Annotated in this window: 18 protein-coding genes; 1 reads left to right on the top strand and 17 read right to left on the bottom strand. The window is 35.7% G+C overall.

The window, feature by feature from the left end; genetic code table 11:
- Positions 1 to 2: 2 nt before the first annotated feature.
- From hslU to U8526_RS00725, 11 genes are all read right to left on the bottom strand, one after another.
- Positions 3 to 1,439, bottom strand: coding sequence for an ATP-dependent protease ATPase subunit HslU (gene hslU / locus U8526_RS00775; RefSeq protein WP_334340057.1), 1,437 nt, complete (start codon positions 1,437 to 1,439; stop codon positions 3 to 5).
- A gap of 19 nt (positions 1,440 to 1,458) precedes the next feature.
- Positions 1,459 to 1,983 carry an HslVU peptidase proteolytic subunit gene (hslV, locus tag U8526_RS00770; protein WP_334340056.1) on the bottom strand — a complete coding sequence of 175 codons (525 nt, stop codon included), beginning with the start codon at positions 1,981 to 1,983 and terminating at the stop codon, positions 1,459 to 1,461.
- An 11-nt stretch (positions 1,984 to 1,994) separates the two neighbouring features.
- Positions 1,995 to 2,894 (bottom strand): tyrosine recombinase XerC, encoded by a 900-nt coding sequence (xerC, locus tag U8526_RS00765; protein ID WP_334340055.1) that lies wholly within the window; start codon positions 2,892 to 2,894, stop codon positions 1,995 to 1,997.
- Positions 2,895 to 4,979, bottom strand: a complete 2,085-nt coding sequence (gene topA / locus U8526_RS00760) for a type I DNA topoisomerase (protein ID WP_334340054.1) — start codon at positions 4,977 to 4,979, stop codon at positions 2,895 to 2,897.
- A gap of 104 nt (positions 4,980 to 5,083) precedes the next feature.
- A complete protein-coding gene (gene dprA / locus U8526_RS00755; RefSeq protein WP_334340053.1) occupies positions 5,084 to 5,902 on the bottom strand; it encodes a DNA-processing protein DprA in 819 nt (272 codons plus the stop codon).
- Between the two features lie 50 nt (positions 5,903 to 5,952).
- On the bottom strand, positions 5,953 to 6,726 hold the full coding sequence (locus U8526_RS00750) for a ribonuclease HII (RefSeq protein ID WP_334340052.1): 774 nt from the start codon (positions 6,724 to 6,726) through the stop codon (positions 5,953 to 5,955).
- A complete protein-coding gene (ylqF, locus tag U8526_RS00745) occupies positions 6,716 to 7,570 on the bottom strand; it encodes a ribosome biogenesis GTPase YlqF (RefSeq protein ID WP_334340051.1) in 855 nt (284 codons plus the stop codon). The genes U8526_RS00750 and ylqF overlap by 11 nt, the downstream gene beginning before the upstream one ends.
- Before the next feature lie 9 nt (positions 7,571 to 7,579).
- The gene (locus tag U8526_RS00740; protein ID WP_334340050.1) at positions 7,580 to 7,804 is read right to left on the bottom strand and encodes a YozE family protein; all 225 of its coding nucleotides are present in this window, start codon (positions 7,802 to 7,804) and stop codon (positions 7,580 to 7,582) included.
- 12 nt (positions 7,805 to 7,816) lie between these two features.
- On the bottom strand, positions 7,817 to 8,410 hold the full coding sequence (locus U8526_RS00735) for a YpmS family protein (protein ID WP_334340049.1): 594 nt from the start codon (positions 8,408 to 8,410) through the stop codon (positions 7,817 to 7,819).
- Positions 8,411 to 8,412: 2 nt separating this feature from the next.
- Entirely contained in the window at positions 8,413 to 9,273 is an 861-nt protein-coding gene (locus U8526_RS00730; protein WP_334340048.1) for a GDSL-type esterase/lipase family protein, read from the bottom strand.
- 49 nt (positions 9,274 to 9,322) lie between these two features.
- Positions 9,323 to 10,165, bottom strand: a complete 843-nt coding sequence (locus U8526_RS00725; protein ID WP_334340047.1) for a DegV family protein — start codon at positions 10,163 to 10,165, stop codon at positions 9,323 to 9,325.
- 207 nt (positions 10,166 to 10,372) lie between these two features.
- Between U8526_RS00725 and trhA the strand changes: the two genes are divergently transcribed.
- The gene (gene trhA, locus U8526_RS00720; protein ID WP_334340046.1) at positions 10,373 to 11,023 is read left to right on the top strand and encodes a PAQR family membrane homeostasis protein TrhA; all 651 of its coding nucleotides are present in this window, start codon (positions 10,373 to 10,375) and stop codon (positions 11,021 to 11,023) included.
- Here the strand turns inward: trhA and U8526_RS00715 are convergent.
- The 6 genes from U8526_RS00715 to U8526_RS00690 form a co-directional block, all read right to left on the bottom strand.
- Positions 11,020 to 11,508, bottom strand: coding sequence for a dihydrofolate reductase (locus tag U8526_RS00715; protein ID WP_334340045.1), 489 nt, complete (start codon positions 11,506 to 11,508; stop codon positions 11,020 to 11,022). The genes trhA and U8526_RS00715 overlap by 4 nt on opposite strands.
- A 12-nt stretch (positions 11,509 to 11,520) precedes the next feature.
- A complete protein-coding gene (locus U8526_RS00710; RefSeq protein WP_334340044.1) occupies positions 11,521 to 12,471 on the bottom strand; it encodes a thymidylate synthase in 951 nt (316 codons plus the stop codon).
- A 9-nt stretch (positions 12,472 to 12,480) separates the two neighbouring features.
- On the bottom strand, positions 12,481 to 14,379 hold the full coding sequence (locus U8526_RS00705; protein WP_334340043.1) for an ABC-F family ATP-binding cassette domain-containing protein: 1,899 nt from the start codon (positions 14,377 to 14,379) through the stop codon (positions 12,481 to 12,483).
- 721 nt (positions 14,380 to 15,100) lie between these two features.
- Positions 15,101 to 15,271: a hypothetical protein gene (locus U8526_RS00700; RefSeq protein WP_334340042.1), complete on the bottom strand. Its 171-nt coding sequence runs from the start codon at positions 15,269 to 15,271 to the stop codon at positions 15,101 to 15,103.
- Positions 15,272 to 15,338: 67 nt separating this feature from the next.
- A complete protein-coding gene (locus U8526_RS00695) occupies positions 15,339 to 15,803 on the bottom strand; it encodes a hypothetical protein (protein WP_334340041.1) in 465 nt (154 codons plus the stop codon).
- A 52-nt stretch (positions 15,804 to 15,855) separates the two neighbouring features.
- Positions 15,856 to 17,055 carry a CCA tRNA nucleotidyltransferase gene (locus U8526_RS00690; protein WP_334340040.1) on the bottom strand — a complete coding sequence of 400 codons (1,200 nt, stop codon included), beginning with the start codon at positions 17,053 to 17,055 and terminating at the stop codon, positions 15,856 to 15,858.
- Positions 17,056 to 17,212 lie beyond the last annotated feature (157 nt).

The following is a 17,212-nucleotide window of genomic DNA, read 5'->3' as shown; positions in this document are numbered from 1 at the left end:
CCCTATAGAATGTAACGTGAAAGATCTTGATCGCTGGCAATCTTACCAACTTGTTCACGAACATATTCACGTGTAATAGTAATATCTCCCATTTGCATATCTGGACCTTCATAAAGGATATCAGCTAAAATCTTCTCTAATACTGTTGAAAGTCTTCTTGCACCAATGTTTTGATTACTATTATTTAACTCAAAAGCAATTTTTGCAATCTCTTCAACGGATTCTTTAGTAAAAGTTAAATGAATTCCATCAGCTCTTGTAAGCGCTACATATTGTTTTGTTAAAGCATTATCTGGTTTTGTTAAGATTTGAATGAAATCATCTTCAGTCAAGTCTTGTAACTCAACACGGATTGGGAAACGTCCTTGCAATTCAGCAATCAAATCACTTGGTTTGCTTTCAGCAAAGGCACCACTGGCAATAAAGAGAATATGGTCAGTGTCAACGGGACCGTATTTAGTATTGATTCGTGAACCTTCGACAATAGGCAAGATATCACGTTGTACACCTTCACGAGAAACTTCACCAGAAGTCTTTTTGTCACCTGCAGCAATCTTATCAAACTCATCAATAAAGATAATGCCCTTATTTTGAGTTCTTTCAATAGCCTTTTGATAAATCTCATCATGATCAACCCGTTTAGCTGATTCTTGTTGAATCAACAATTCACGTGCTTCCTTGACAGGTAAAGTTCGAGTGATAGTCTTCTTAGGCATCAATGAATCCATCATACCGCTCATATCAAGACCCATTTGGCCCATTTGATCATCCATAGGACCAACTTTTTTAGACTCTTCAACCTTGATAGTTACTTCTTCATCTTCAAGCAACCCTTTGTCTAATTGTTCCTTAACTGATAGACGTTGATTACGAACATCATCTGTAACCTCAGAATTAGCGTCAGGATCTTCATCGACAGTATCAGCATTGTTAAAAATATTGCCTAATGGTTGACTACCATTTTGCATATTATTCAACATACTCATAAAATCGTTGTTATTTTGCTTTTGTTCTTTTTTGACACCAGGAGCGAGTAACTTAACCAATTTCTTGTCTACGTCACGGCGGACTTCTGGTCTAATATCATCAAACTTTTCTTTTTCAACCATTGAAACAGCAACACTAACTAAATCACGAACCATTGATTCGACATCACGACCAACGTAACCGACTTCGGTAAACTTTGTAGCTTCGACCTTAACGAAAGGAGCATTAACGATTTTAGCTAATCTTCTAGCAATCTCAGTTTTACCAACACCAGTAGGTCCGATCATCATTAAGTTCTTGGGTGTGATTTCTTGTTGAAGTTTTTCAGGTACTTGCATACGACGGTAACGGTTGTACAAAGCAATCGCCACAGCCTTTTTAGCATCAGTTTGACCAATAATATAATTATCTAATTGAGCAACAATTTGTTTAGGTGTTAATGTATCTGTCATTTATTAATCTCCACTCTAATTAAAATTTGTCTGAAATAATATTTTCATTGGTAAAAATATCAATAGATGAAGCAATCTTAATAGCTTCGACGGCCATTTCTTCAGCATTCATATCTTTAGCGTGACGTTGCATGGCGATTGCTGCTGCTTGAGCAAAATTACCACCTGAACCAATTGCAACAACATCCTCATCTGGTTCGATAACTTCACCACTACCAGAGATAAGTAACAAATTGTCTTTATCCATGGCAATAAGCATAGCCTCTAGTTTTTGTAGAGTTGGGTCTTTACGCCAGTCTTGTGCCAATTCAACTGCTGCACGCTTTAAATTGCCTGAATAGGCCTTTAATTTCTTTTCTAACCAATCTTGAAGAGTGATAGCATCTGCTACCCCACCGGCAAATCCAATAACCACTTGGTCATCGAAAATGCGTCTTACTTTGTGGGCTGAGCCCTTCATAATATATTTTTCACCTAATGTAACTTGGCCATCACCAGCAATTGCAGTGTGTCCATCATGTTTTACAGCAACTATTGTAGTCATTAATTTACCTTCTATCTTGGAAAATATTTTTTATAATCTTTTTGTAAATGTTCCATCGTCACGTGTGTATATATTTGTGTCGTCGACAAACTGGAATGTCCTAATAATTCTTGAACAGTTCTAAGATCGGCACCATGTTCCAGCATGTGCGTGGCAAAGGTATGACGGATCATATGAGGGTGAATATCAGCCGTTAAGCTTGTTTTTTTGATAACTTGATCCAAAATATACTCAATTCCTCGACTAGTTAAACCTTTACCACGATTATTTACAAAAACGTATTGGTGCTCTTGATGATTCTTTTGCATTAACTCTTTTCGACCGCCATTAAAATATTTCTCTAACGCGCTTTTGGCATAGCTTCCAAAAGGAACATAACGATCCTTGTCACCTTTACCATGAATCAAAACGATATTATTATCGAAATCAAGCTGGTCTAGTAATAGATTAGCACATTCACTCACACGCATGCCAGTGGCATAGAGCAATTCTAAAAGGGCTGAATTTCTTTGCGACAAAGGATCATCCCCTTTGACAGCTTCAAACAGTTCACCCATCTCTTTTTCATAAAAGAAACGTGGCAATTTTCGGCCTTTATGTCTTATCTGAACTAAGTCAAACGGATTTTGCTTAATAAACTTATTTCTAACCATAAAGTTATAAAACGACCGTAAGGCTGAAATTCTTCGGGCAACTGTATCAGTGGCATAATTTTCTTCATCTAAATATGTCAAGTAGGTTTCAACATCCACTCGACCAATTTTCGTAAAACCATTAAAACCACCATTTTTAGACAAAAAAGAAACAAAATTATCTATATCTTCCAAATAAGATTTTTTTGTTTCTTTTGAGTAATGATGATTAACCATTAAATTATCAACAAATTTATCGATTAATTCTTGTTCTATCATTTATTTTTGAATGTCCTCTTCATAATCTCCGTTTGGACAGAGTACTTGACGACCACCCTTAACTTTCTTTTCAACTAGGTAGTGACCATCTTTTGGACAATCACGTCCAATTGGTTTATCCCATGAAACAAAGTCACAGTCAGGATATCTAGAACAACCGTAGAAAATACGATTCTTCTTAGATTTTCTTTCAATAACTTGTCCCTTTTTACATTTAGGACAAATAACACCGATTTCCTTAACGATTGGCTTAGTGTTGCGACAATCTGGGAATCTTGAACAAGCATAGAATTTACCATAGCGTCCCATCTTAATAACCATTGGTGCACCACAGATATCACAATCCATTCCAGCAGGTTCATCTTTAATTTGAACTTTTTCAATCTTATCTTCGGCTGATTCAAGTTCTTTAGCAAAAGGTTTGTAGTAACGATCAACTACTTTAACCCAGTTTTCCTTACCCTCTTCGATGTTATCCAATTCATCTTCCAAATTGGCAGTGAAATCGATATTAACGATATCAGGGAAGTAATTTTGAATTAAATTGTCAACGATCTCACCAAGTTCAGTTGGTTCAAAGCTCTTACCATTCAATTTAACGTAATAACGTCTTTGAATGGTGTCAATTGTTGGCGCATAAGTTGAAGGACGACCTACACCATTCTCTTCCAAAGCCTTAACTAATGAGGCTTCAGTAAATCTTGCAGGTGGCTGTGTGAAGTGTTGAGCTGGATCATTTGATTGTAACTTAGCACTATCGCCTTCAGCAATTTCTGGCAAGATGTTGTCTTTCTTACTATTTTCAGAAGTACTTTGATAAACCTTACGATATCCTTCAAACTTCATTTTAGAACCATTAGCTCTAAACATAACTCCATTTTGAGAAAGATCGACTGTCATTGTGTCAAAAACAGCTGGTGTCATTTGACTAGCAACGAATCTCGACCAAATCAAGTCGTATAAGCGATATTGATCACGGCTAAGAACGTCTTTTAGTGACTTAGGTGTTCTCATAGTAGATGAAGGACGAATTGCCTCATGGGCATCTTGGGCTCCTTCTTGGTTCTTATCCTTACGTTCTTTAATAGCTGCAAATGGTTCACCATATTCTTCATGAATGAACTTCGAAGCTTCTGCTTCAGCAACTTTAGAAATACGCTTAGAATCAGTACGCATATACGTAATTAAACCAACGGTACCTTCTTTACGACCTAAGTTGATTCCTTCATATAATTGCTGAGCAATCATCATAGTTTTTCTTGTCTTGAAGTTTAGACGTTTATTAGCTTCCTGTTGCAAAGAACTAGTTGTGAATGGAGCAGCTGGGAATCTTTTACGTTCCTTTTTAGTAACTTTATCAATTTCAAAATCGTTCTTTTTGTCGACACGACCTAAAACCTCTTGAACTTGATCATTATTCTTTAATTCAGCTTTCTTTCCATCTAGACCATAAAAACTAGCCTTAAACTTATCTTTGCCATGTTTGAAGACAGACTCAATTGTCCAATATTCTTGAGGAACGAAACTTTTAATTTCATTTTCTTTTTCAATCACTAGTTTTAAAGCAATTGACTGAACACGTCCAGCACTCAAACCTTTTTTAACTTTAGCCCAAAGGATTGGGGAAATTGAATAACCTACCAATCGATCCAAAACACGTCTAGCTTGTTGAGCATCAACTAAGTTCATATCGATTGATCTAGGAGTTTTAAAAGCTTGTTTAACCTTATCTTTAGTAATTTCATTGAAGACAACACGATTCTTGCCGTCATCTTCCAATCCTAATAAGTGAGAAACATGCCAAGCAATAGCTTCACCTTCACGATCCGGATCGGCTGCTAAATAAACTCGTTTAGCTTTTTTAGCTTCTTTCTTTAAATCTTTAATAACAGGACCTTTACCACGAATGGAAATATACTTTGGTTCATAGTCATGTTCAATATCGACACCCATTTGACTCTTAGGTAAATCACGAACGTGACCTAAACTAGCAACTACGTGATAATTACGTCCCAAATACTTTTCAATTGTTTTTGCTTTTGATGGTGATTCAACAATCACCAAATTCTTTTGTGTTGATGGCACGCAAAGTGCTCCTTTCCAAAATGAATCAATTAAACTGTTCAATATATTAATCACAGAATTTTATTTTGTCAATTCAAAAGATAATTTTATCTTTCAAATATAATCTATAAATCATTAAAATTGATCAAAGGGATAGCCCCTTCCTCAATCAACTTATTACAACCAGCTGAAAGGTTAACATCAATTCTACCAGGAATCGCTAAGACATCCCGATTATTTTCTAGTGCCATATCAGCGGTAATTAATGAACCACTGCGTTTCTTAGCTTCAGTAACAATTACTTTTTTGCTTAGACCCGCAATTATCCGGTTCCGTTGAGGAAAATGCCAAGGCTCAATCTTGGTTTGCGGTGGATACTCGGTAATAACCAACCCCTTATGTTTAACTTCCGCTTGTAAGTGAAAGTTCTCCTTAGGATAGGCTACGTCCAAACCACTACCAATTACAGCAATCGTCTGTCCCTGGTTCTTCAGTGCGGCTTGATGAGCCCAGGAATCAACTCCTTTAGCTAAACCGCTCACAATAGTATAACGATTTACAAGTCTGGGGACAAGACCACCGATACAACGAAAACTATAATCTGACGCCTGTCTGGCACCAACGATGGCGACGCACTCAGTGTTAAGTAAAGCAATATTCCCCTCAAAAAACAAGAGTGCAGGTGGATTATAAATTGTTCTTAACAATTCTGGATACTCAGGATCCAAATAATTTATAGCTTTTTGTGAACCAATCTTTTGCTTATCAAATAGGAAACGAAATTTTTGAAATTTGTTAAAACCCCATTCGTCTCTTAATAAGTCAAACGATTCTGTTATTAGATTAGCACTATTTATAGATTTTTTTATAATTTTTAGCATTATTTGATTAGAAATCATTCCTGTTAAACGACATTTAATCAAAAAAATAGTTAATTCACTCATAATAAAAACATCACTCCCTTAACTCAAATTACGAAAGTGATGTTTAAATTTTAGTACAATTTAGAAATATTTTTAACTGGCGCAAAGCTCAAACGATGAATTTTAGTTCGACCAAATTCATCTAAAGCTGCTAAATGTTGTTTCGTTCCATAACCATCATTGTTCTCAAAACCAAACTCAGGATAGATTTTGCTGTACATCGTCATTAATCTATCACGGGCTACCTTAGCCACAATACTGGCCGCTCCAATACTCAAAGACTTAGCATCGCCTTTGATCAACTTGGTCTGCGGAATATCAACAGGAATAGTCATTGCATCCACCAAGATATGACTGGGTTTTAAGTAGAGATTATTGATTGAATCTCTCATGGTCAATTCAGTCGCATGATAAATATTCTCTTGATCAATCAACTGAGGACTACCCACTGCCACACTAATATCCAATGCTTGGGCACAAATCAACTTATAAAGCTCATTACGTTTAGCAATTGATAATTTTTTAGAATCATCTACTTCATATAAAGTATTATTAGCAGGCAAAATTACAGCCGCTGTGACAACTGGACCCGCCAAAGGACCTCGACCTACTTCATCGACTCCTGCTACCGCTAAATTTTGATCCCAAAAGGGTTTTTCTAAGAATTCCTTCTTGTGAAATTTTTCGATCAATTCTTTTTGTTTCAATCGCTTCTTATAATATTGCTCTAATAATTTTTTAATCCCACTACGTTCGTCTTGTGAAAACTCATTTAATAAGTCTTCACTTAAATCAGTTTCTTTTAAAAGCTTTTTTGCTTCGGTGATCGTGTACTTACTCTTCATAAAACTCCCCAGGAATATCAAACGTGAGACGTCCCAATTTCAACTTTCTAACGTCATCGATAATTCTTCTTGAAGCCCGATCATAATCTTCTCTATAACCGAATTTCTTTGTTAAATTCATTAACAATTCTGGTGTCGTATGATTGAAAATATCAGACTTATCTAATTTATAACTTTCTAATAGTTGATCCATGTAATGGGTCTCTAAGAAATTGAGCGCATAAATAGCTACATCATCAGGTGCATAGATTTTATCTTTGATAGCCCCTGACAAAGCAAGTTTCATTCCCACCTTAGGATCATCGATCTTAGGCCACAAGATACCAGGAGTATCGAGCAAGTCAATTCCAATACTAGTCTTCAACCAATTTTGATTTTTAGTAACACCTGGTTTATTACCCGTAATGGCAACGTTCTTTCCTACCAGGCGGTTTAAAATAGTTGATTTACCAACGTTAGGAATCCCAATGCACATTGCCTTAATACGATAATTTTGTACGCCATTACGTTCATAACGTTCAATCTTATCGGATAATTCTGAACGAATTAGACTTTTAATTTGTCCTAAGCCTTTACTGTGCTTAGCATCTAGTTCAATTGACTTAGTACCCTCTTGTTCAAAATTAAGTTTCCAGTCAGCTGTGACTTTAGGATCAGCCAAATCTGACTTATTGAGGATAATAATATGCTTCTTTTGATCAATAATTTGTTCTAGAACCGGATTTCTGGATGAAAAAGGCAACCTTGCATCAACGATTTCAAGTACGATGTCTACCAATTTAAGACGATCTTGTACTTGATTCTTTGCCTTGTTCATATGTCCCGGATACCACTGTAATGCCATTGTCCTCACCTATTTTCTATCTATTTCTTGATACTTTTGATATGCTTCATCAAAAATTGACATGCTAGGTAAATAACCCGCATTCAATTCTAAATATTCCGATATCTTTTGATAGTTTTCCTCATGCTTTGGGAAAGACTGATCGTGGAATGCATTGTTGGCAAACTCTGCCTCAGGCTCGACACTATCAGCATTTCTCAACGTCATTAAAAATTCATAAAAGCTTCTACGCATCTTTACTCCCTTCTATTGATTGTCGGTGATCTTTGTATTCATTACCTCAAATGATAACTTGTCGTTCTTTAAATCGATCTTCTTTGCACGAATACCGTATCCTTCTTTGGTAGTAAATTTAGTAAACTTCAACAACATAGTCTTATTTTTACCATTAATACTTACCCAGTCAGGGGTCTTAAAGCTATTCTTAATATAATTCATTACAAACGAAATTGGCAATGATAAGTCCCCAATCTTCATTTCTTTAGCCTTAAGGAGTACATCCCCGTTAGTTTTAGCATATGGTTGCATTAGGATAGTGAAATGTATCTTGGCACCCAAAAATTTAATAGCGCCCGACAATTCAGCATCTTTTTTCAATACTAATTGATATTCAGTTTTACCATTATTCAAAGTGTTCTTTAAGTAATACTGGGCCATCTTGTTAGCTTCGGCTTTGTTCATATTAACAGTAAAAACTTTATCATCACTATTGATTTTAGAACTGACCTGATAATTTTCAGTCGGTGAACTCAACACTTTAGTTCCCAAATAGCCAAATCCTAATACTAAAATTGCTACTAAAGCAATAAATGCATATTTCCAATAATTCTTATTCTTCATAATTATTTAAAAAGCCACTCCTTTTTAGTAACACTCACTTCATCGAATACTCTTTGTGTCATCATATCGTACCCAGTCCCATTAGGATGGAAATGATCCTTCTTATAAAGGTATGGATTAGTACCTGTCTTCTTCACTTTTTTATCGATAGTCTTATTCTGATACAAGTTATTAATATCCACGAAATAAGTTTTATTGAATTCACCAGCTATCTTGGCAGAACCCTTATTCCAGTTAATGAATGCTATTTTAGCATTTTTTACATTCGATAAGTAGATACTAAAAGGATTATAAATTCCGATCAAATAAATTGGCGCTGAATCATTATAATTTCTGATATCAGTTAATAATTGTTTTAATCTCTTGTCAAATTTAACTTGTTCATCGGCAATGTCACCAGCAGTTAAATCAATTCCTTTACGTTGCAATAGATGCATGAAGTCATTGCCACCTACTGTTACAGTAATAATATCAGCCTTAGGCAGATCCTGATGCATTTTTTTATCGGATTTGATGCGGGCCATAATTTGGCTACTTGTATCACCAGAAACACCATAATTATGCGATTGTGTTGGCACTTTATAATTTTCTTGAACTTTAGATTGTAATCGAGTTACGTAACCACCGCCAGCTTTAGAAGAATCGCCAACCCCTTGCGTCAATGAATCTCCCACTGCAACAATACTGATCTGTTTTTTCTTAGGAATAACTTTTTTCTTCGGCTTAACTACTTTCTTTGTAGTTTTTGCTACCTGTGTCGTTGTTTGATTATTCGACTTTTGATTCATGAAGTAATAAGCTCCACCACCAACTGCCACTACTATTAAAATTACTACTATGATTCCAATACTTTTTTTCTTCATTAATCTAATCCATCTTTCAAAAAAAAGCTGATGCATTATTCATCAGCTTTTACTCTGTATAAAATTCAATTGCAAAGGCGCCAGAACCAGCATGTGTTGCAATCACTGGACTTGTTACTCTTATAAGTAGCGGCACGTCAGGAATAATCTCTTCCAATTTAGCCTTTAGCTCATTAACATAGTCCATTTTATCAACATATGAAATTCCCACAGCTTTGATATTCTTCAAGCCTTTGATTTCTTCCATTACATTATTCATATACTTTTCAATCGTCTTACGTCCACGTCCACGTTTGGCAATATCCAAGCTATTATTTTTTAAGGTTAAAACTAAATTGATATTTAACAAGGTTGAAAGAGTTCCCGCAAATCTACTCAAACGCCCTCCACGGAGAATGTTTTCAATACTTGTAACACCCATGTAGAGATAAGTGTGCGCACGAAGCTCATCTAAAGCCTGTTTGATTTCTTCAACAGATTTACCTTCTTGAGCCATTTGAGCTGCTCTAATTACCTGAAAACCTTGGGCACGATCAGTAAATTGTGTATCAATAACAGTCATGTTGCGGTCAACCATATCAGCAACTTGTCTAGCAGCATTAATCGTACCACTGATTGCTGGAGTCATAATCAAAGCCAAAATATCAGTATAATCATCAGGAACTTTATCAATAATATCCATAAATGTCCCAATTGATGGTTGTGATGTTTTTGGTAAGTCTTTTGAAGAGTCCATTTCTTCGACGAATTTTTCCCTCGTAATATCAACGCCGTCAACATAAGTCTTCTCGTCAATACTAATGGTCAAAGGAACAACACTAATATTATATTTTTCTATTTCCTCTGGAGTTAATTGTACCGATGAATCGGTAAGGATCTTTACTTTGCTCATTTTATCCCTCTTTCATAGGGTCTTACTTCTTATTTACTTTTAATTATTATAACAAACTTAATAGCGTCTAATGATAAATAACTGAGCATTTTTCTAAAATAAATATGCTCAATCTTAATTAATTATACAATACCGAAGCCATATGAAAAGCCTTGTAAGACGTTTATAATAAATAAAGTAATCAATCCAAATAATTGAGGTTTTAATATGACAAAAGAACATAAGTTTTCTAGAGCTTATTTAATTACAGATCAAGTCTTCAGTGCTGTTACTCATGGCATTGGCATTATTCTCGCTATTATAGGTGCCATTTTCCTACTGATCAAGGGGTTCCAGCAAGGAAAACCCTTAAACATCACTGCCTATTTTATCTATGCTTTTACCTTATTTTTTCTATATTTAAGTTCAACTTTATTTCATAGTTTATACTTCACTAAAGCCAAAGGTGTGTTTCAAATTTTTGATCACAGTTCCATCTTCTTAATGATTGCTGGGACCTATACGCCTTATTGCCTAATTGCTCTACATTCCACATTTGGAATCGTCATTTTAGCATTTATCTGGCTTCTGGCAATTGGTGGCATTCTTTATAAGATCTTCAATGTCGGCCGCTTCAAATACTTTGAAACACTACTTTACGTTCTCATGGGCTGGGCTATTATTATCGCCATGAAGCCACTTTATTACGCTATCGGAGGTGCTGGAATAGCGCTATTAGTTGCTGGTGGCGTGGCTTTCACCTTAGGTGCTTGTCTATATCTGATGAAAAACATCAAGTATATTCACGTCATTTGGCACATTTTCGTTATGATCGGTACTGCATTAATGTACTTTTCAGTATATTTTTACGTGGTCTAAATTTTATCCCACGTCTCGAAGGTATATGGATAGATATTCTTATCATCTATCTTACCTTCTTTTTTTTCGACTAATTTGAACTTGCTATAATCAATCGGACACATCTTCGTATCGCCAGTGAATTCATGATCAATTCTCGTTAAATACAAACGGTCGACATCATTTTGAAACAACTTAAAGATGCCACTACCACCGATAACCATAACTTCATCGTCTGGTTGAATATATTTCTTCAAGTCGGCTTTGTCATTAATCAAAACAACTGATTCTGGTACTTGGTAATCAGGATTTTGAGAAAGAACTATATTTAATCTCTTTGGCAAAGGACCATTAGGAAAACTTTCAAAAGTCTTTCTTCCCATAACAACAGGATGATTGATCGTCACCTCTTTGAAATGGTGCAAATCATTTGGCAGTGACCATGGTAAGTGTCCTTTTTCACCGATGATGTGGTTCTTATCTTCAGCCCAAACAAAACTTATCATTATTAATTCCTCCTAAACGGCCACAGGTGCCTTAATAGCAGGCTGTGGGTTATAGTCTTTTACGATTATATCGGAAGCTTCGATTTCAAAAATGCTTTTATCACTCTTAATCTCTAGTTGTGGACCAGCCACTGGTTTACGACTAAGTTGTTCTTTTACTTGATCTAGATGATTCAAATAAATATGTGCATCACCCAAGGTATGAATGAATTCTCCTACCTCTAGTCCAGTCTCACGTGCGATTAAATGCGTCAAAAGTGCGTAACTAGCAATATTAAATGGTACCCCTAAGAAGAGGTCCCCACTTCGTTGATAAAGCTGACACGACAATTTACCGTCATTTACGTAGAATTGGAATAAAGTATGACATGGTGGTAAAGCCATTGTTGGCACATCCTCTGGATTCCAGGCACTAACGATCAAACGACGTGAATTCGGGGTAGTTTTGATTTGTTCAATAACATTAGCAATTTGATCAATGAAACCACCATCACGTTTTTGCCAATGACGCCACTGAGCTCCGTAAACATCGCCTAAATTACCATACTTTTGTGAAAAGGCATCATCCGTTAGGATTGCTTGATCAAACTTGTCTTTTTGAATTTTATATTCCTTGGCAAAATCTTGATCCACTAAACTGCGGCGGCCGAAATCACTCATATCTGGTCCGGTATAATCTGTGCTTTCAATATAGTTCTTAAACGCCCATTCGTCCCAAATATGGTTCTTATGTTCCAATAAGTATTTAATATTTGTATCGCCATGCAAAAACCACAACAATTCACTTTTAATTAAACCAAAAGGAATCTTTTTAGTTGTCAAAAGTGGAAATGACTCTTGCAAATTAAAACGCATTTGATAACCAAAGGTACTTATTGTTCCGGTTCCTGTACGATCACTTTTTTTGTGACCTTGATTCAAAACATACTGTAAAAGATCTAAATATTGTTGTTCGTTGTGCATTTTCTTCTCCTAAGCAAATTGACTTAAATATTCCCAACGTTCCATCAGTTTTTCTTCTTCTTGATTCTTCTCATCAAGTTCTCTTTGACAATCCATCAATTTTTCATAGCCATTGTCCGGATTGTTCAATTCATCTTGCAAAGCCGATATTTCAGAATCCAATTTATCGATCTGAGGTTCTAGTTTTTCGTATTCTTTCTGTTCTGCGTAAGTCAACTTCTTTTTAGGCTCGGTTTTCTGCTCAGCTTTTTGCTTAGCTTCAACGTGTTTTTGTTCTTTAACTTCATGGTGCTTAGCTTGCTTCTTTTCAGTTGCTCGTTGTAAGTAAGCTGAATAAGAATCGTAGCTTTCCTCAATTTGACCCTGGCCTTCAAATATCAACAATTTATCAGCAATCTTATCTAGGAAATAGCGATCATGAGAAACCGCCAAAACAGTTCCTTTGAAACTACCTAAATAATCTTCCAAGATCGTCAAAGTTTCAATATCTAGATTATTTGTTGGCTCATCGAGTAGTAACACATTGGGTTGATCCATCAAGATAGCTAGCAAGTACAAACGGCGCTTTTCACCACCAGATAGCTCACGAATGAAAGCACCCTGCATTTGATGATCAAACTTAAAGGTATCTAACATCTGCGAAGCTGACATGTGTTCTCCATCAGAATTTCTAACACCTTGGCCAATACTCTCCAAATATCTGATAACACGTTTATCGGGATCCATATCTCTAGTGTGCTGTGTGTAATAGCCGATTTTAACAGTCTGACCAGTCTTAATTTCACCGGCATCAAGTGGAATCTGCTTAGCAATGGCATTCAAAAAAGTAGTTTTACCAGAACCATTAGATCCAGTTATCCCAATACGATCACCACGTGATACTAAATAACTGAAATCCTTTAAAATAATGTGTTGTGCAAATTTCAAACTGGCATCTTTAATATCGAAAACATCATTACCCAAACGTTGTTGAGCAATATCGATCGACATTTCTTTTTGAACATCTGGTTTATCTTGTAGGTCTTCTTTTAAATTAGTAAAGCGATCTTTTCTGGCTTGTTGCTTAGTTCCACGGGCCTTAACACCTGCACGCATCCATTTCAATTCTTGCTTGTAGAGTTGTGTCTTATGATGCTGCTCTGAAGCATAGATCTCTTCATTATCAGCCTTTTGTTGCAAGTATTTCTCATAGTTACCATCGTATTCAGTCACATTACGATTTTCAATTTCGAAAATTCTTGTCGCTACTTCATTCAGAAAATAACGATCATGGGTCACGAATAAAACTGAACCCTTATATTTACTCAAATAGGCTTGTAACCAATCAATCGCTTCATAATCCAAATGATTAGTTGGCTCATCCAAGATCAAAAGATCAGCTTCAGAAATTAGAGTTTGAGCTAAAGCCACACGTCTTTGTTGTCCACCGGACAATTCAGAGATCTTCTTATCTAGCTCTGTAATACCCAACTTATTCAAAATTGATTTAACATCAGATTCCATTTGCCAAGCTTCAGAAGCATTCATACGTTCCTGTAACTTAAAAAACTCATTTTGAATTTTAGTATCAGTTGAATTGGCATTAAATTTAGCCAAAGAATTCTCATATTGACGAATCAATTGGAACTTTTCGCCACTACCATTAAAAACAGCATCGATGACTGATGAATTTTCATCCAAATCTGGTTGCTGCTTTAGGTAAGAGATCTTATAGTCTTTAGGGCTATCGACATTGATCGTATTCAAATCGCTATTATTAACAATACCGTCCAAAAGGGTGGTTTTACCGGTACCGTTAAGTCCTAAAAGACCGATTCGATCTCCTTCGTTAACTGTGAAAGTAACGTCTTTAAAAAGTGTTCTTTCTCCAAATGATTTTGATGCATTAGTTATATTTAAGGTTTTCAATTAATTTTCACCACTATAAATAAAAAATTCCTCTACCAATGTGGATAGAGGTATCGAACTGATCAGTATTTATTATCACATGTCAGCCACTGATTGTAAAACTGGTTCTTACTTAAATTTCGTTCAAATTCGGTTATGGTTTAAGGTTGCCGTCCTCCGCAAAAATCGGAAATGCTGTTGGAACGCTATGGGCACGATTCGGAACTAATCATTTTACACTTCGTGCAAAATAATGGATTTCCAAAGTCGGCCTCATTGTAAATGGCAAAGCCATTAACAATGATTTCATAGCTGAACGCATTTCCAATTTTTGCTCCGGACTAAAGAGCACTTCGATTATTTAGTTTGAGATAAACTATTTAATCCAATACTTTCCCTGTTTTGAATATTACTTTTAAACCAAAAGAAACGTTCATCATTATTGGTAATTCTAAATGCCAGAAAGATAAAAATATCATGCATAATCTTATATTAATTTTCTTCCGATTACATGAAATTAAAATCTATCCAGATACTACAAATAATAGAATCAAAAATCTAGTCGGTAGTAGAAAATCTGTGGGCCCTCAGTGGCGAAATTCTACTTAGCTTGCGTAGCAAGGTTAGTAGAAGACCGGACTTGAAGATCCATGATTTTTCACGAAGTGAAAAATTATTAGCTTCAAGCCGTGTCCGCCACGTTCCAGCGGCCCACAGATTTTCTACTACCGACGGCATCATACTAGTACTCTTTTAATTGATTTAATTCATAATACAGCTGTTGGACACCACCAAATCTAACCAAAATTTTCTCACGTTCTTTATCAAAATAAACTACTGAGCCCACTTGGTTCTTCATCGCATCTGCTTGATCAACTATCTGCACGACAGATCCTATTTTTAAATTTCCCATAATTACCCCTATCCAATAAAATACGGGGCACAAGTCAAATAAATCAACCAATGTCCCGTACTTTTAATTAAAGCTCTTGTTTGTATAAGTCATATACTGTATTTTCTTGATCAATTGTAATAAACAAATTGCCGTTCTTACTTGAAATTGCTGAAGTTTGATAAGCATTATCCAAACCTTCGGCATCTTTTTGCTTGAATGGGAAGTAAATTTCCATTGGTTCCTTACCCTCATCATCTTCAAAAACGATGTCGCATTTTTCGATGTCTTGATACTTAATGATACGGTTAAACATACCATCTGCTAAGGCTGCTGTTGAAACATCAGTATCTTTGATGTAATCGGCTGCAGGTAGAATTTCAATTCTAAAACGCTTGCAAGGATGAATTTCTTGCATACGTCCTCCTGCAATACGTCCATAACTTGTTGTTACACGAGAAATCCAAACATCACTCATTTCGCTATGGTCAACTGTCCATGTATCATCATTTCTAAAATAAAATTTCAATTCCTTAAAAACGTGCTTAGTCATATTACCACCCTTTCAATCATAAAATACTTACTGATTTCATAATAACACAGGGTTATTGATTACTTAACAAATAATGTCTTAATTCATCAAAATTATTGTAAACGTTTCCTTCCACGACAGCTCGCTCTATTTGCGACATTGACTTTCCAATAATTGGACCTGGTTTTACACCTAAGATCTCACTGATATCCTTACCCGTAATTGCCAAATCGTGACTACTTTTAATGGAAATTTGAGCCACTCTTTGTTCCAAAGCTGAATAGTCGAATTCAATTTTTAGCATTTGGCAAAGTTTGACTACCCGTTCAAAATTATTCAAACCAAATTTATAGATATTCCACAGGTCGTAATCTTGGTTTTCAAATAAATGCAACATGTCCAAACTGTTAACACTTGTTTCGCGGGTCTTATTAGAAACCTTCCAATCACGTAAAAACTTATTAAACTCGGGATGGTTCATGTTTAAAACATATCCAATAGCTGTCCAAGCCGCATCTTCATCGACAAAGGTACCTTTACTATTCAACAATTCTGCCAGTTCCATTCGCTGGTCTTTAAAACCGGGACAATATTCACTTAAATTCAATTTGAGAAAATCAGCGAAGCCCGTTTCCCATGACTGACTTAACAGCAATTTGACGAATTCTTCACGAATACGTTCAATTGCAATTTTAGAAAGTAATGGCGCATTATCAGCAATCGCTTGTGCAGTTTCATCCTCAACTTGGAAATTCAACTGTGCTTGAAATCTAACTGCCCGCATCATTCTCAGGGCATCTTCGTGAAATCTAGCTTCTGCCTGACCGACAGCTCGAATAACTTTTCTATCCAAATCCTTTAAACCATCGAATTTATCGATCACATTGCCATTTAAATCAACTGCTAAAGCATTAATCGTAAAATCACGACGTTTCAAATCGTCCGCTAATGATCTTACAAAAGTAACTTTATCTGGCCGACGATAGTCCTGATAACCAGATTCAGTTCTAAAAGTAGTAATTTCATAGGAATCATCATTCAAAAGCACAGTGACGGTACCATGTTGAATCCCGGTATCAATTGTTCTCTTGAAAATCTTTTTAATTTCTTCTGGATAAGCACTAGTGGCAATATCAACATCGTGAATAGGTAATCCTAAAATATGGTCGCGCACACTTCCCCCAACGAAATAAGCCTCAAACCCGGCTTGTTCAATCTTTTCTAATACTGGTAACGCCTGTTTAAAATCTTCAGGAAGTTGTTTGATTTGCATATTTTTACCTCACTTAATCATAAAAGTCTTTATATATTATATACCAATCGCGTATGTTACTGAATAACGACCTACTTTAAGTATTTAGTTTTAAAGAATTATTCAGAAATCATGAAAATAAAATAGCGTCTATTCAGGATTCCTCTGCCAAACGTGA

It is taken from the genome of Companilactobacillus sp. HBUAS56275 (genome assembly GCF_036913655.1).
Classification (GTDB): Bacteria; Bacillota; Bacilli; order Lactobacillales; family Lactobacillaceae; genus Companilactobacillus; species Companilactobacillus pullicola.
This window is presented reverse-complemented; position numbering and strand designations above follow the sequence as displayed.

Bases quoted from the DNA above. Each gene is read 5' to 3' on its own strand.
- hslU (WP_334340057.1), bottom strand. From the start codon at position 1,439: ATGACAGATACATTAACACCTAAACAAATTGTTGCTCAATTAGATAAT.
- hslV (WP_334340056.1), bottom strand. From the start codon at position 1,983: ATGACTACAATAGTTGCTGTAAAACATGATGGACACACTGCAATTGCT.
- xerC (WP_334340055.1), bottom strand. From the start codon at position 2,894: ATGATAGAACAAGAATTAATCGATAAATTTGTTGATAATTTAATGGTT.
- dprA (WP_334340053.1), bottom strand. From the start codon at position 5,902: ATGAGTGAATTAACTATTTTTTTGATTAAATGTCGTTTAACAGGAATG.
- U8526_RS00750 (WP_334340052.1), bottom strand. From the start codon at position 6,726: ATGAAGAGTAAGTACACGATCACCGAAGCAAAAAAGCTTTTAAAAGAA.
- ylqF (WP_334340051.1), bottom strand. From the start codon at position 7,570: ATGGCATTACAGTGGTATCCGGGACATATGAACAAGGCAAAGAATCAA.
- U8526_RS00740 (WP_334340050.1), bottom strand. From the start codon at position 7,804: ATGCGTAGAAGCTTTTATGAATTTTTAATGACGTTGAGAAATGCTGAT.
- U8526_RS00735 (WP_334340049.1), bottom strand. From the start codon at position 8,410: ATGAAGAATAAGAATTATTGGAAATATGCATTTATTGCTTTAGTAGCA.
- U8526_RS00730 (WP_334340048.1), bottom strand. From the start codon at position 9,273: ATGAAGAAAAAAAGTATTGGAATCATAGTAGTAATTTTAATAGTAGTG.
- U8526_RS00725 (WP_334340047.1), bottom strand. From the start codon at position 10,165: ATGAGCAAAGTAAAGATCCTTACCGATTCATCGGTACAATTAACTCCA.
- trhA (WP_334340046.1), top strand. From the start codon at position 10,373: ATGACAAAAGAACATAAGTTTTCTAGAGCTTATTTAATTACAGATCAA.
- U8526_RS00715 (WP_334340045.1), bottom strand. From the start codon at position 11,508: ATGATAAGTTTTGTTTGGGCTGAAGATAAGAACCACATCATCGGTGAA.
- U8526_RS00710 (WP_334340044.1), bottom strand. From the start codon at position 12,471: ATGCACAACGAACAACAATATTTAGATCTTTTACAGTATGTTTTGAAT.
- U8526_RS00700 (WP_334340042.1), bottom strand. From the start codon at position 15,271: ATGGGAAATTTAAAAATAGGATCTGTCGTGCAGATAGTTGATCAAGCA.
- U8526_RS00695 (WP_334340041.1), bottom strand. From the start codon at position 15,803: ATGACTAAGCACGTTTTTAAGGAATTGAAATTTTATTTTAGAAATGAT.
- U8526_RS00690 (WP_334340040.1), bottom strand. From the start codon at position 17,055: ATGCAAATCAAACAACTTCCTGAAGATTTTAAACAGGCGTTACCAGTA.